The organism is Nodosilinea sp. FACHB-141 (assembly GCF_014696135.1).
Lineage (GTDB): Bacteria > Cyanobacteriota > Cyanobacteriia > Phormidesmidales > Phormidesmidaceae > Nodosilinea.
Map to the genome: position 1 here is coordinate 458,959 of NZ_JACJPP010000013.1, position 14,534 is coordinate 473,492.

13 protein-coding genes are annotated in these 14,534 nt (G+C 56.5%); 7 read left to right on the forward strand and 6 right to left on the reverse strand.

Going from position 1 to position 14,534, the window contains the following annotated elements:
- Positions 1–8 precede the first annotated feature (8 nt).
- From cysE to lexA, 3 genes are all read left to right on the forward strand, one after another.
- Positions 9–746 (forward strand): serine O-acetyltransferase, encoded by a 738-nt coding sequence (gene cysE / locus H6F59_RS15895; protein ID WP_190702191.1) that lies wholly within the window; start codon positions 9–11, stop codon positions 744–746.
- A 672-nt stretch (positions 747–1,418) separates the two neighbouring features.
- Positions 1,419–2,558, forward strand: coding sequence for an RNA polymerase sigma factor RpoD (gene rpoD / locus H6F59_RS15900; RefSeq protein WP_190514541.1), 1,140 nt, complete (start codon positions 1,419–1,421; stop codon positions 2,556–2,558).
- A gap of 322 nt (positions 2,559–2,880) precedes the next feature.
- Complete coding sequence (gene lexA / locus H6F59_RS15905; protein ID WP_190514540.1) at positions 2,881–3,495, forward strand: transcriptional repressor LexA; 615 nt, start codon at positions 2,881–2,883, stop codon at positions 3,493–3,495.
- On the opposite strand, the gene H6F59_RS15910 is transcribed toward lexA, so the two are convergent.
- The 6 genes from H6F59_RS15910 to rimI all read right to left on the reverse strand — a co-directional run bounded on the left by H6F59_RS15910 (position 3,485) and on the right by rimI (position 10,445).
- Entirely contained in the window at positions 3,485–4,111 is a 627-nt protein-coding gene (locus H6F59_RS15910; RefSeq protein ID WP_199325802.1) for a hypothetical protein, read from the reverse strand. The two genes, lexA and H6F59_RS15910, sit on opposite strands and share 11 nt — an antisense overlap.
- Before the next feature lie 19 nt (positions 4,112–4,130).
- Positions 4,131–5,168 (reverse strand): UDP-3-O-(3-hydroxymyristoyl)glucosamine N-acyltransferase, encoded by a 1,038-nt coding sequence (lpxD, locus tag H6F59_RS15915; protein WP_190701972.1) that lies wholly within the window; start codon positions 5,166–5,168, stop codon positions 4,131–4,133.
- A gap of 37 nt (positions 5,169–5,205) precedes the next feature.
- Positions 5,206–6,573 carry a 23S rRNA (uracil(1939)-C(5))-methyltransferase RlmD gene (rlmD, locus tag H6F59_RS15920; RefSeq protein WP_190701975.1) on the reverse strand — a complete coding sequence of 456 codons (1,368 nt, stop codon included), beginning with the start codon at positions 6,571–6,573 and terminating at the stop codon, positions 5,206–5,208.
- Positions 6,574–6,790: 217 nt separating this feature from the next.
- Positions 6,791–6,964 carry a hypothetical protein gene (locus H6F59_RS15925; protein ID WP_190701978.1) on the reverse strand — a complete coding sequence of 58 codons (174 nt, stop codon included), beginning with the start codon at positions 6,962–6,964 and terminating at the stop codon, positions 6,791–6,793.
- A gap of 132 nt (positions 6,965–7,096) precedes the next feature.
- Positions 7,097–9,562: an ATP-dependent Clp protease ATP-binding subunit gene (locus tag H6F59_RS15930; RefSeq protein ID WP_190514536.1), complete on the reverse strand. Its 2,466-nt coding sequence runs from the start codon at positions 9,560–9,562 to the stop codon at positions 7,097–7,099.
- Between the two features lie 199 nt (positions 9,563–9,761).
- Positions 9,762–10,445: a ribosomal protein S18-alanine N-acetyltransferase gene (gene rimI / locus H6F59_RS15935; RefSeq protein WP_397193885.1), complete on the reverse strand. Its 684-nt coding sequence runs from the start codon at positions 10,443–10,445 to the stop codon at positions 9,762–9,764.
- Positions 10,446–10,623: 178 nt separating this feature from the next.
- On the opposite strand from rimI, the gene lysA reads away from it, so the two are divergent.
- From lysA to pgsA, 4 genes are all read left to right on the forward strand, one after another.
- Positions 10,624–12,039 carry a diaminopimelate decarboxylase gene (gene lysA, locus H6F59_RS15940; RefSeq protein ID WP_190701981.1) on the forward strand — a complete coding sequence of 472 codons (1,416 nt, stop codon included), beginning with the start codon at positions 10,624–10,626 and terminating at the stop codon, positions 12,037–12,039.
- A 95-nt stretch (positions 12,040–12,134) separates the two neighbouring features.
- The gene (gene cdaA, locus H6F59_RS15945; RefSeq protein WP_190701983.1) at positions 12,135–13,055 is read left to right on the forward strand and encodes a diadenylate cyclase CdaA; all 921 of its coding nucleotides are present in this window, start codon (positions 12,135–12,137) and stop codon (positions 13,053–13,055) included.
- Positions 13,052–13,807, forward strand: coding sequence for an isoprenyl transferase (locus H6F59_RS15950; protein ID WP_190701987.1), 756 nt, complete (start codon positions 13,052–13,054; stop codon positions 13,805–13,807). The genes cdaA and H6F59_RS15950 overlap by 4 nt, the downstream gene beginning before the upstream one ends.
- A 133-nt stretch (positions 13,808–13,940) precedes the next feature.
- On the forward strand, positions 13,941–14,474 hold the full coding sequence (gene pgsA / locus H6F59_RS15955) for a CDP-diacylglycerol--glycerol-3-phosphate 3-phosphatidyltransferase (protein ID WP_190701991.1): 534 nt from the start codon (positions 13,941–13,943) through the stop codon (positions 14,472–14,474).
- Positions 14,475–14,534: the final 60 nt, after the last annotated feature.

The window sequence follows — 14,534 nt, forward strand, 5'->3', positions numbered from 1 at the left end:
CATTGCCTGTGCTCACCACCCTGATTGCCGATTTTCGTATCGTCTTCGAGCGTGACCCAGCGGCTCGCAACTGGCTAGAAGTACTCACCTGCTATCCTGGCCTGCACGCCCTGGGGCTACATCGCTTCAGTCACTGGCTTTGGAACCTGGGCCTGCCCGTAGTACCTCGCGTCATTTCTCACCTAGCGCGGTTTCTCACCGGCATCGAAATTCACCCCGGGGCCACCATCGGTAAAGGCGTTTTCATCGACCACGGCATGGGAGTGGTGATTGGTGAAACTGCGATCATTGGTGACTACGCCCTAATCTACCAAGGCGTAACCTTGGGAGGTACTGGTAAGGAAGTTGGCAAGCGCCATCCTACCCTAGGCAACAACGTAGTCGTTGGAGCGGGTGCCAAGGTACTGGGCAATATCTACCTTGGGCACAACGTACGCATCGGGGCTGGTTCGGTGGTATTGCGAGAAGTGCCCTCTGACTGCACAGTGGTCGGTGTGCCCGGGCGCATCGTGTATCGGGCTGGGGAGCGTGTAGAACCCTTGGAGCACGGCCGCCTACCCGACTCCGAAGCTCAGGTGATTCGCGCCCTGCTCGATCGCATTGAAGCGCTAGAGAAAGAAGTCCAGGCTTTGGGGCAAGTGCGCCGCGAACCCGTTTTAGTGGGTGCTGTTCGCTCGCAAGACGGCGTTTACTGCCGCTTGCAAGACCGCGTCATCGAAGAATTTCTAGACGGCAGCGGCATTTAATCAAGAATCCCTAGAATTTCCAAAACTAGAGTGTCTTAAAAGTTAAGGAGGCCCGGCGTCACAACGCCAGGCCTCCTTAACTTTATTTGGATCCAATTTTCCTATAAAAAGTCTCCATAACTGTGCTTAGAGGATGTCTACTTAAAGCGCTAAATGTAAGGAGTTGCTTACAAAATCTGGCATCACGGCAGTGAATTTGCGTGGGTAATATCTCAGCAAGCTGGGACAGACCACATCTAAGAAATTCTTGAAGAACTGCATCACTATTCTTCATAAAGAAGGCAATGCGAAGCAAGCAAAGCAGTTCATTTGTTCTAAAAAGTCAGTTTTTGTGCGATCGCCTTTAGATCCGAGGAGGGCGTTTTGGTTGCAGCTTAAGCATTTCAGCCGATTCAATCGTTTCTCCTAAAGTTGGGGTGGTACATCACCTAACATTGCAGTTAAAATTGAAAGGCCATGGCGCCGCCGATGTATTTCTCTAGATAGAGGCGGCGGCGACCTGGGCTAACAGCACCAAGCCAGTGTTGTGAACGTCTAGGTGGCTAGACACTTATCACTGGATTCCAAAAAATAGATCCGCACTTTTTCGGAACTGTGGGCATCTATTCAACGGAGCTGTTAATCTGATCACAGTCTTTGTCTTTCAATTTTAAGGAGCACGAGGATCGCGGCATGACCCAAGCAAATCATCTGCTCGGCACCATCAACCCTGAAACTGAACTCGATCTACTGATCGACGGTAATGATAGTGACGAGAATTTTGTTGCCCAAGATGACGAGGCCGGCGCCGATGACAAAGCGCCGAAAGGGAAGGTAACCCGCCGCCGAGCTCAAACCAAAAAGCGCCACTACACCGAAGACTCTATTCGGCTCTATCTGCAAGAGATTGGCCGTATTCGCCTACTACGGGCTGAAGAAGAAATCGAGCTGGCCCGCAAGATCGCCGACCTGCTCAAGCTAGAGCGCATCCACGATGAGCTGTTTGATTCCCTAGAGCGCGATCCCTCCGATATCGAGTGGGCTGCTGCTGTCAGCCAAGACGAAGGCAAAGACTACACCCTAGCCAGCTTCCGCCACCGTTTGCACATTGGTCGCCGCGCCAAAGACAAAATGGTGCAGTCAAACCTGCGCTTGGTGGTATCGATCGCCAAAAAGTATATGAACCGTGGCCTCTCCTTCCAAGACCTGATTCAGGAAGGCAGCCTAGGTTTGATTCGGGCCGCCGAGAAGTTTGACCACGAAAAGGGTTACAAGTTCTCCACCTACGCCACTTGGTGGATTCGTCAAGCTATCACCCGGGCGATCGCCGACCAGTCGCGCACCATTCGCCTACCGGTGCACCTTTACGAAACCATTTCTCGCATCAAAAAGACCACCAAACTGCTCTCCCAAGAGCTTGGCCGTAAGCCCACCGAAGAAGAAATCGCCACTCGCATGGAAATGACCATCGAGAAGCTGCGATTTATTGCCAAGTCGGCCCAGCTGCCCATCTCCCTTGAGACTCCCATCGGTAAAGAAGAAGATTCTCGCCTAGGCGACTTCATTGAGTCAGACGGCGAAACCCCCGAGGACCAAGTCTCTAAGAGCCTCCTTCGGGAAGACTTGGAAAGCGTTTTGGGCACCCTCAGCCCCCGCGAGCGAGATGTGCTGCGCCTGCGCTACGGCCTCGACGATGGCCGGATGAAAACTCTGGAAGAAATCGGCCAGATTTTCAATGTTACCCGTGAACGCATTCGCCAGATTGAAGCCAAGGCCCTGCGTAAACTGCGCCATCCCAACCGCAACAGCATTTTGAAAGAGTACATTCGCTAGGGTTGACCTCGACTTCAGCCTCATGGCCAAAGTATTAGAGTGATATTCGACAAAACCCACTGAAAAAAGGCTGCCTGCAGGCAGCCTTTTTTATTGGTACAGCGATCGCTGTTCTGAACGTGCAAACTCCAAGTTAGGTACTAGCGGGTCTATGAAACAGCTGGTCGTGACTCTTACGGAGCAGCTGAATTGAATTGGGCTAATTAGCATTGGGGTAGGGTTAGTACTGGTTTACCGGAAGGTTTATTGTTAGAGTAGACAGATGGTCGCCCAGTTGGTACACTTGTTCCATAACATGATTCGACGCCGTGGCTAAATCCCTATGGAATCCTTAACAACTGCCCAACAGGAGCTCTACGACTGGCTAGTTGAGTATATCCGGGCTAATCAGCACTCCCCCTCCATTCGCCAAATGATGCGGGCGATGAACCTACGTTCCCCTGCACCCATTCAAAGCCGCCTAGAACACCTCAAGAACAAGGGCTACATTGAGTGGAGCGAGGGGAAAGCGCGCACCATTCGCGTTCGGGATAATGTCCGTGGTGTGCCCATCCTTGGCACCATTGCTGCTGGTTTTGTCAACGAAGCGTTTACCGATACTGTTGAGCGTCTCGATCTCAATGGGCTGCCCATTCAGTCTGGTGACTACGCCCTCAAGGTCACCGGAGACAGCATGATCGAGGCCATGATTCAGGACGGGGATGTGGTAATTATGCGTCCGGTAAAAGATCCTCAAGGCATTCGGGAAGGGACCATTGTTGCGGCCCGGGTTGAGAGTGGCACTACCCTCAAATCATTCCACCGCGAGGGCAACCAGGTACAGCTCAAACCTGCTAACCCTAAGTACCCGATTATGGAGTTTCCAGCGGATCTCGTAGACGTACAAGGTCGGCTAGTGGCCGTATGGCGCGGCATCGATCCCGATTTTACCGTCTGACATTCTTCAAATGACTAGTGCTCCTAGCCGCTGTTGTTAACCACAACAGCGGTTTTTTAATGATTAGCCGTAAGTTTATTCGAGCGGTTGTTTGCGGCAGGGCAGTTTCAGAGTCCGGTTCCAGTTCTACCACGGGCGGGTGGTTGAGGCAGTACAGGCATTGCTCCAAGGTCTCTCGTACCGATTCGTGGGTGTATTGATCATCGGGGTGGGGGGGCTGCCCGGGCTGCTGAAAGTGGGGGCGGCTATCGTAAATCTGGCCCCAGGTGACGTCGGTTTGGCGCACCAATTCGTAGAGGGTTACGGGCGATCGCAGCACCGTTACCAGCAAATCCTTTACGGCTTCAGCCGGGTGCTCCAGGTACTGGCTGAGGCGGCGCTCATCATTCACTAGCCACTGCTCTAGAACCCGGTGCAGAGCGCCAGGGCCATCCACCAAGGATTCTTTCAGCGCTTGCTGGGCACCGTGCCTTGCCTGCACCAGCCGCGGAATTGGCGATTCCCCTTTCATGAAGTTACCCGCCTCCTGGCCGATGGCGTCAGCTAGGGTAAACGGACGGCTGAGGCGCAGTTCCTGCTGAATGTCGGGGATGTCGTCTTGGGAAGCTGAGGTCATGGGCAAGAGTGAGAAGGGGCTAGAGCAGGTGCTTTTGCAGGCGCTGAACGATCTTGTACATTTCGGGCAGGCGACGGTACACCGCTGAGGCCTTGAGAGAGACTTTATGGGGCAGAGCCGGTGAGCCGGTAACGATTTCGCCGGGGGCGACGTCGCCATGGATGCCGGCTTTGGCTGTGGCGATCGCGCCTTCACCAATCACGGCCTGGTTGGCGATGCCCACCTGGCCCGCCAAAATCACTCGGTTGCCGATGGTAACGCCACCGGCCATGCCCACTTGCCCCGCCATCACTACCCCTTCGCCCACCTGGCAGCCGTGGGCAATATGCACCAGGTTGTCGAGCTTGGTACCGCGCCCCACGCGAGTCGTGCCTACGGCAGGGCGATCGATGGTGGAGTTGCTGCCCACCCGCACGCCGTCTTCAATGACGACAATACCCGACTGCTCCATTTTCTCCCAGCCGTGGGGGGTGGGCACAAAGCCAAAGCCCTCGGCCCCAACCACGGCGCCGCTGTGGATAGCGCAGTCGGCGCCGATCTGGGTACGCTCGTGGATGGTGCAGTTGGCGTGCAGCACGGTGCGATCGCCCACCCGCACCTGGGGATAGACTACCACGTTGGGATGAACGCAGACCCCCTCTCCCAAGTAGACTCCGGCTTGGATTACCGCGTTGGCTCCGATGGAGACATTTTCACCACAGGTGGCCGTGGGATCAATCACGGCGGTGGGGTGGATACCAGGAGCAGGTTGGTACGGCGTATAGAACAGCGCAATGGCCCGGGCAAAGGCCAGGCGCGGGTCAGGGGTGCTGAGCCAAGCGATGCCACGTTCGGTGGCCTTGGCCTGCAACACAGGATTTTGAGGCAAAATCAGAGCGTTGGTTTGGGTAGTCCCTACAAAGCTGGCGAACTTATCTCCCTCGATGTAGCTCAGCATGCCGACCAAGGCCTGGTCGACGGCTGCCACCCCAGCAATATCAGGATCGTGGCCGGGGTTGGCAGTCAGACTAGAAGCGGCGGTAATCTGGATTTTGTCGGCAATGGTGCTGAACTTCATAGGAGCTGAGAGAAACGCAGTAAAACCAATCTGGCTTTTACGCTACCAGAAATGCGACGCATTCTACGTGGGGGGTCTGGGGAAAGAAGTCGGCGGGTTGGGCCTTGGTTAGGGTATAACCGCCTTCATCTCGCAGAATTTTGAGGTCGCGAGCCAGGGTAGCCGGGTCACAGCTCATGTAGACGATGCGGGGTGGACGAAGTTCGATCAGAGCATCAAGCACAAAGCGATCGCAGCCCTTACGGGGCGGATCAAGCACGACGATATCCAGTGGATCGCTGAGGCTAGCGGCAGCCTCGACCAGCAATGCCCCCACATCTCCAGCGCGAAATTCGACATTATCAATACCGTTGAGCCCTGCGTTGGTCAAGCCCTGAGCTACGGCTTCGGACTGAACTTCTAAACCCATCACCCGCTTGGCCTGTTGAGCCAGGGGCAGAGTCAAGGTGCCCACGCCGCAGTAGGCGTCAATAATGGTTTCGCTGCCGGTGAGCTGTAGCTCGTCCAGAATAATCTGCAACACCTGCTCAGCCTGCTCGGTATTGACCTGAAAGAACGTAGTGGCATGAATGCGAAACCGCAGCCCGGCAAAGATTTCTTCGATGTAGGGCACGCCGTCAATCACTAGGGTTTCGGCACCAAAAATGGCGTTGGTCTTGTCGGGGTTGAGGTTGACACACACGCCGACAAGATCAGGGTAACGCTCTCGCCACTCCTGGGCCTGCAATTCTACATCCTTGAGATTAGGCGCAGTGGATACCAGGGTTAGCAGCATCTGTCCGGTGCGGCGGCCCACCCGCAGCGACAGGTGGCGCAGCCTGCCTTGGTGCTTGCTTTCGCTATAGATCGACCAGCCCCGCTCCTGAATGTCGCGCTTGACCTCAGCCAGTAGCGGGTTCAGACGCTCGTCCTGCACGGGGCACTGGTTGAGGTTAACCAGCTTGTGGCTGCCCTGGCGAAAATAGCCGGCCTTGACCTGACCTTCGGGCGATCGCCCCAGGGGGTAGGTTGCCTTGTTGCGGTAGCTCAAAGGAGCATCAGAAGCCAAAATCGGCAGCACATTGGGCTTTTCAAAGCCACCTATACGCGTAAAGGCATCGAGCACCTGCTGCTGTTTAGCCGCTAGTTGGGAGGGATAGCTGATGGACTGCCACTGACAACCGCCGCACTTGTCAGCTACGATGCAGGCTGCCCGAATGCGATCGGGAGAAGGGGTCAGCAACTGCCGCACCTTGGCCCGACCAAAGGTAGGCTTAGCCTGCAATAATCGTGCCCGCACCAAGTCGCCAGGTACGGTATCGGGTACAAATACCACCCGATCCTGCCAGCGGCCGATGCCATCACCGCTGCTACTCAGGTCAGTAATTTCCAGATCAAGGGTTTCCCCTTGCTGCCACTGGTCCATGGCCGTACTCCTGCTGTGCTTGTGCTCATCTGCCTATCGACTGTAGCAAGGGAAACGACCGATGGGGTGACCCGTGACCTAACGAAACCCAACCCGTCAGCTAGAAAAGAGGGGAAGAACCCAACTGTGAACGATCTAAGCCCTAAAGAGTAGAATTTTCGGGGGCACCTGAACCTAGCCCTTTAACCCAAATCGGTGAAGACAAGCAGGTTCGTACCTAATCTTCGTCGCGCAAAGCCTCTATAGTTTCAGCACTGAGCAGAGGTTTAAGCTGGGCCTGCACAGTTTCCGGTTGATTATCCCAAAGCATTTTACAAAAGGCACTTTTGCCCTGCTGGCTGGCCTGGTTAAAGACGCTGGCCAATTTTTCACAGTTGGTAGTATCGCCCATAGTGAAACCTGTCAAATGGTGCTGTCAGCATACCGGCTCTGGGCCGCTGTCGCATGCCCCTTAGACGTGAACAATAAAATGCCGTCCTCCTAGGAGAACGGCATTTCTAACAACAGATGATTAGGCCAACGCCTAGCTCTCGGCGGAGATCAGCTCTCGACGCTGCTCGGCTTGAATAACGACCTTGCCGCTGTCGTCCACATCGACGGTAGCTGTATCGCCATCGCCCAAACGACCAGAGAGAATCTCTTCGGCTAGGGTGTCTTCGAGCAGTCGCATAATCGCCCGACGCAGCGGCCGCGCCCCGTAGCTGGGGTTGTAGCCTTCTTCCACTAAGCGCTCCTTGAAGCGCTCGGTGACCTGGAGGTGAATGTTCTTCTCGGTAAGTCGACCGAACACCTCCTTGAGCAGAATGTCGGAGATCTCCTTGACCTCGTCTTTAGTGAGCTGACGGAAGACGATGATCTCGTCAAGGCGGTTGAGGAATTCAGGCCGGAAGTACTGCTTGAGTTCTTCGTTGACCAGGGAGCGAATGCGGTTGTACTGCGACTCGGCCTGGTCTTGCTCAAACTCGAAGCCGAGGCCACCGCCACCCTTCTCGATGACTTTAGAACCAATGTTGGAAGTCATGATCAGCAGGGTGTTCTTGAAGTCGACCGTGCGGCCTTTGGCGTCAGTCAGACGGCCGTCTTCTAGAATTTGCAGCAGCATGTTGAAGACATCGGGGTGAGCCTTCTCAATTTCGTCGAATAGCACCACGGTGTAGGGCCGACGACGTACGGCTTCTGTTAGCTGACCGCCTTCGTTGTAGCCGACGTAGCCCGGAGGAGAACCAATCAGCTTGGAAACCGTATGGCGCTCCATAAACTCGGACATGTCCAAGCGAATCATGGAATCTTCGGAGCCGAAGAAGTAGGCAGCCAGAGACTTAGCTAGCTCGGTTTTACCAACCCCAGTGGGGCCAGAGAACACAAAGCTGGCAATCGGCCGGTTGGGGTTTTTGAGGCCGACTCGGGCACGGCGAATGGCTCGGGAAATGGCCCTTACCGCTTCGTCTTGGCCGATTAGCCGCTGGTGCAGGGTATCTTCCATGTGCAGCAGCTTCTCGGACTCGGATTCGGTGAGTTTGCTCACCGGCACCCCAGTCCAGGAGGCGACGATATGGGCAATGTCTTCTTCGCCCACCACAGGCATGTCTTCACCGCCAGCGTCTTCATTGACCTTGTTCTGGGCGATCGCCCGAATCTCGGCCTTGATCTCCATCTCGCGATCGCGCAGTTCCCCAGCTTTGTCAAAGTCCTGGGAACGCACAGCGTTGTCTTTGTCCTTCAACACCTGGCGCAGCTCGCGATCGAGCTCCTTCGCGGCTGGAGGTAGCTGGGAATTGAGGAGACGAACGCGGGAGCCCGCTTCGTCGATCAGGTCGATGGCCTTATCAGGCAGGAAGCGATCGGCGATATAGCGATCCGACAGCTTGGCAGCTGCCTCCAGAGCATCGTCAGAGATCTTCAGCTTGTGGTGCTGCTCGTAGCGATCGCGCAGGCCGTGGAGAATCTCAATAGTTTCATCCACGCTAGGCTCGCCCACCATCACCGGCTGAAAGCGGCGCTCAAGGGCAGCGTCGCGCTCGATGTGCTTGCGGTACTCATCCAGGGTGGTGGCCCCAATGCACTGCAGCTCGCCCCGTGCCAGGGCAGGCTTGAGGATGTTAGCGGCGTCGATCGCCCCTTCAGCAGCCCCCGCCCCAATTAGGGTGTGGACTTCGTCGATCACCAGGATGACATTGCCCGCGGTGCGGATCTCATCCATGATTTTTTTCAGACGCTCTTCAAACTCGCCTCGGTACTTGGTACCAGCCACCAGCAGACCGATATCAAGGGTCACCACACGGCGGTCTTCAAGGATATCGGGCACGTCACCGTTGCCGATGCGCTGGGCTAGGCCCTCGGCGATCGCGGTTTTACCCACGCCAGGCTCACCAATTAACACCGGGTTGTTTTTGGTGCGGCGACCCAGAATCTGAATGACGCGCTCAATTTCTTTCTGACGACCGACCACCGGATCGAGCTTGCCGTCGGCGGCCATTTGGGTCAGGTTAGAGCCAAATTCATCCAGAGTGGGGGTCTTGGTGCGCCCACCACTGCTTCCGGCAGACACCTCTGCTGTCTCACCCAGCATGCGAATCACCTGAGTGCGTACCTTAGACAGGTCAACGCCCAAGTTTTCGAGAACGCGGGCCGCGACCCCCTCGCCTTCGCGGATCAGTCCTAGGAGCAGGTGCTCGGTGCCAATGTAATTGTGGCCGAGCTGACGGGCCTCTTCCAAGGAGAGTTCAAGCACACGCTTGGCTCGGGGGGTAAAAGGAATTTCAACGGCTACAAAGCCGGAGCCACGACCAATGATCTTTTCAACTTCAATGCGCGCATCCTTGAGGTTGACGCCCATTGACTTTAAGACCTTGGCGGCTACGCCCGTGCCTTCTCCAATTAACCCCAGGAGAATCTGCTCAGTACCCACAAAGTTGTGGCCGAGCCGACGAGCTTCCTCCTGAGCCAGCATGATGACCTTGATTGCTTTTTCTGTGAAGCGTTCAAACATGATGGTATTAATCACCTGGTGCGTGCCGGATAGGCAAATTCTAGCACAGTGATTTTTGTCAGTTGTGCCCTACTAAACAGGCGGTTTACCGCGCTTCCTTCAACTACTCCTTTGGGCTTAGAAATTAATTGGGATCGCCAACTGTCAATAGATTGAGTTTGTAAAAAATGTAAATTTTCTCAACTTTAAAGGTTCGGTTTTATGTTCGGTTGAGGGGCAATTTTTTGTTTGTTATCTGCCATCCTTGCCGCTTCAAGCGATCGCTCACCGCACTGCGTTGCTGCCAGAGTTGATCACGAAATTCAGCGGTTTTGAGGGATTTTTGCCACAGAATCAGGGCATCTTCACCGTCGGCATAGTAGTGACGACGACGACCTAAAGTCTCGAACCCAAAGCTCTCGTAGAGGGCCAAAGCACGACTGTTAGAGGGGCGCACTTCTAGGGTGGCGCGGGTGAGGGGGCGCTCACTGGCATCTACTAGAAGATTCACCAGCAGCCATTTCCCCAGCCCCCGCCGTTGATAGCGGGGATCGACGGCCAGTACGGTGATGTGGGCCTCATCCAAAATTGCCCAGTAGCAGCCCAGGCCGAGGAGAGTGGGCTCGTCACTAAGCTCTAGGCTTGATGCTGAGCTGGGCTGTGGCTTTGCATTTTCTGAACCCGAAGCCATTTTCAGGGCAGCCATCGACGCCGTCGATAGATCGGCCTGATTCTCTTGGATACTATGAGGTCTATGCACCAGCATAAGCAGACAGCTGTTGGGGCTATCCAACTCACGCCCATAGCCCTCCGCTGACCAAAGCCCCCCTAAGGTGCGCTGGTCAAGGTCTACCAGGGCAGCAATGTCGTCGTGGCACGGAGTCTGGCAAGAGAGATAGCCCACCAACTTTACGGCTTTTATTTCTAGGGCAAGAAAACTGGCACAGCCCTTAATTGTACACTGGGGGTTGGGGTCAGGGGTGCAATGGGCAAAGACTGGTTGGGTCGGGCGATCGCCAGTTCCAGGCCACAGCTGTCTCAAATCAATCCTCGAACAACGTTTTTCTGTGAGCGCAACGTCTATGGTTTCGACTTCTCCCTTGCCGGCCTCGATCGCCGACAGCCGCCAGTACCTCCCCCCAGCCAACCCCGAAGCAACGCTGTCCCCCAACCAGCAGTTGTTGCCCCTGACCGCCACCACCACCCCGGACGACCATTTGAGCGTCGGCGGCTGCGACGTGGTGGACTTGGTCGAGCGCTTTGGCACTCCTCTATATATTCTCGACGACCACACCCTGCGCACTGCCTGCCGTCAGTACCGCCAGGGGTTTGAGCGCTACTACCCCGGCGAGGCGCTCGTGATCTACGCGTCGAAAGCCTGGAATTGTCTAGCGGTATGTGCCGTTGTCACCGATGAGGGGTTAGGTATTGACGTGGTGTCGGCGGGCGAACTGCTCACGGCCACCGGAGCCGGAGCCGACCCCGATCGCATCTATTTCCACGGCAACAACAAGTCGTTTGAAGAGCTGACTCTAGCGGTCGAGGTGGGCTGCCGAGTGGTGGTCGATAACTGGCATGAACTTAAGAGCCTGGGCGAGCTGGCCACCCAAGCGGGTAAAACCGTGCCGGTTTTGCTGCGGGTTACCCCCGGCATTGAGTGTCACACCCACGAATACATTCGCACCGGCCACCTCGACAGCAAGTTTGGCTTTGACCCCGACCAGATCGAAGCGGTATTTGAGTTCCTCGCGAGCCAGCCCCAGCTTCAGTGTTTGGGAGTCCACGCCCACATTGGCTCGCAGATTTTTGAGCTGAATCCCCACACCGACCTGGGTGGCGTCATGGCCCAGTGGGTGGTGACGGCCCAGCGCTACGGGCTCACTCTAACAGAACTGGATGTGGGCGGTGGTCTGGGCATTCGCTACACCGAGGGCGATGACCCACCGAGCATTGACACCTGGGTGAAGACTGTGTGCGAGAGCGTGATCGCGGCCTGTGCAGCTCACGATATTCCGCTGCCCAAGCTGCTGTGCGAACCGGGGCGATCGCTAATTGGCTCCGCCTGCGTCACCGCCTACCGAGTGGGCAGCCAGAAGGTGATCCCCGGCATGCGCACCTACGTGGCTATTGACGGCGGCATGTCTGACAACCCTCGCCCCATCACCTACCAGTCGGTATACCGGGCGCTGGTGGCCAACCGCATGACGGCCCCCCTAGCCGAAACCGTAACCCTAGCCGGTAAGCACTGCGAGTCTGGAGATATTCTAATTAAGGATGCGGCCCTGCCCGAGTTGAAGAGTGGCGATGTGGTTACTATTGCAGGCACGGGTGCCTACAATTACAGCATGGCTTCGAACTACAATCGGGTGCCGCGGCCTGCGGCGGTGCTGGTGGCCGATGGCGATGCTGCCCTGATTATTCGCCGAGAAACCGTGGCGGATCTGATTCGGCAAGACTGTCTGCCCGAAACCCTCAGGCCGAAAGCAAAGTCTACCTAGTCAGCTAACCGTTGCTAGTCTTGGGCGGGGTTTTGCCAGGGGGCTGTCCGGGCCACCCATCAGATAGCTGCTCAGACACCACCCTTTAATGCTGCATGAACTATCTCTGGGAGCAATGGCTAACAAACCTTGACCAGGTTAGGTTCGTGCTTCAAGCGCTCGACATTGCGCTAGTGCTGCTGCTGAGCTATGTGGTGCTGGTGATCATTGGCGAGAAGCGCACCCTGTGGATGGTGCGGGGGCTGATTTTTCTGATGCTGGCGGCAGCCCTGAGCAAGTTCTTGGGGCTAGCACTGCTTGGCTTTGTGCTCGATAAACTGGTGATTGGCTCGGCGGTGGCCATGGCCTTTATGCTCCAGGGGGAGTTTCGCCGCCTGCTGGAGCTACTGGGCCAGGGGCGAGTATGGGAATTGCTCAGTCCCTCGCGGGAGGCCATGCCTCAGCCCGACAACGTGATCGATGAAATTGTTGACGCCGTCAAGGAGCTGTCCCAAAACCGCACCGGGGCGCTGCTGATTCTCGAAATCGACAAGCTGATTGACGAGCGAGACTTTACGGTGCCGGGGGTGCGCATCAATGCGGAAGTGTCGAAGGAACTGATTCAAACCATTTTTCAAACCAGCACCCTGCTGCACGATGGGGCCATGCTGGTGCGGGGTTCGCGAGTTGCGGCAGCGGGAGTAATTTTGCCCATTTCAGAGCGAGTAGCTTCGCGCCAGCTGGGCACTCGCCACCGAGCGGCGATGGGTATTACCGAACGAGTAGAGCATTGTATCTGTGTTGTGGTATCTGAAGAGACGGGCTCTATTTCGCTGGCGGAAGGCGGTATTCTAGATCGGCCTCTAACTAGCAGTCGTCTGCGCAGTATTCTGCGGTCTAAGTTTTCTAAATCGGTAGATCGCGAGGCGGTGGCGCCCCAGCTCAGAAGCCTTGGTCGGCGGCTGGGCAGCCTTGGAGTTAACTACGTACTGCGCTTGTTTCGTCTCCCCTCATCGTCTCCCCGAGAGAAAAAATGACTACCAAGCCTGTTGTTCGCTACGCCCTACCCGCCGACCTTAAGCCCGATCGCCTACCTCAGCACGTGGCGGTGATTATGGACGGCAACGGGCGCTGGGCCAAACGCCGGGGGCTGCCACGCATTATGGGCCACCGCCGGGGAGTAGACACCCTCAAAACCCTGCTACGCTGCTGCCGCGACTGGGGTATTGGGGCGCTGACGGCCTATGCCTTTTCGACGGAAAACTGGGGCCGCCCCGTTGAAGAGGTAGATTTTTTGATGGCGCTGTTTGAGCGGGTGCTGCGCCAGGAACTGCTGGAGATGATGGAGGAAAACGTCCGCATTCGCTTTGTGGGCAATCTGGCGGCCCTGCCGCGATCGCTCCAGGGCGAGATTCATCAGGCGGTCACCCAGACCCAGGGCAACCACGGCATTGAGTTTACGGTGGCTACCAACTATGGTGGTCGGCAGGAGATTGTGCAAGCTTGCCGAGCGATCGCCGAGCAGGTGCAGCGGGGAGAGCTTAACCCCAACGACATCAGCGAGGAGCTGTTTAGCCGCCACCTGTACACTTCCGAAATTAGCGATCCCGACCTGCTGATTCGCACCAGCGGCGAAATGCGGATTAGTAACTTTCTGCTGTGGCAGCTAGCCTACGCCGAGATCTACGTGACCGACACCTTGTGGCCAGACTTCGACACCTCAGAGTTTCACCGAGCGCTCTATGCCTACCAGCAGCGCGATCGCCGCTTTGGCAAGGTCAAGGGATAGCGCCTGAGCTTGTCCCAGCAGTCCCTTTCCCTAAAGACCTCTCCTAGGGGAAGAGAAACTTGGGGCCAAAAAGAACTTTGATGGAAGGGCGCTAGGCGCTGCCCCATTCACTCCAATAAGCATTCAAAAATCTATGAACATTCCTACCTGGATCACCGTCTCCCGGCTGCTTGGCGTTCCCCTCCTGCTGGTGCTGCTCCAGGCACCGACGGCTACCCAGCGGTGGTGGGCGGCGGGCATCTTCGTGGTGGCGGCGAGCACGGACTGGCTCGATGGCTACCTAGCGCGCCGACTCAGCCAGGTGACCGATTTGGGCAAATTTTTAGACCCGCTGGTGGACAAGCTGCTGGTGCTGGCTCCCTTGCTCATGCTGGTGGGGCTGGGCCAAGTGCCTGGTTGGGGCGTGTTTCTGATCGTGGCGCGGGAAATTACTATTTCTGGCTGGCGAGTTAACCCGGCCATGCAGGGAGGTGCGGTGCCGGGGGCAAACCTGTGGGGCAAGGCCAAAACTGTGGTACAGATTGTGGCGATCGCCCTGCTCTTGGCCCCGCTACCGGCGGTGTGGGATGGGCCAGCGCAGATTTGCTTTTGGGCAGCGGTGGCGCTGACCCTAGCATCGGGCTTGGTATATCTGTGGCCCCAAATGCAGCCCAGCCGCAGCGCTTAAGCAGGACGGTAGGGCACAATGTCATAAAAAGTCCTGGAGTTACTTCAAGTCTCGGCCGAG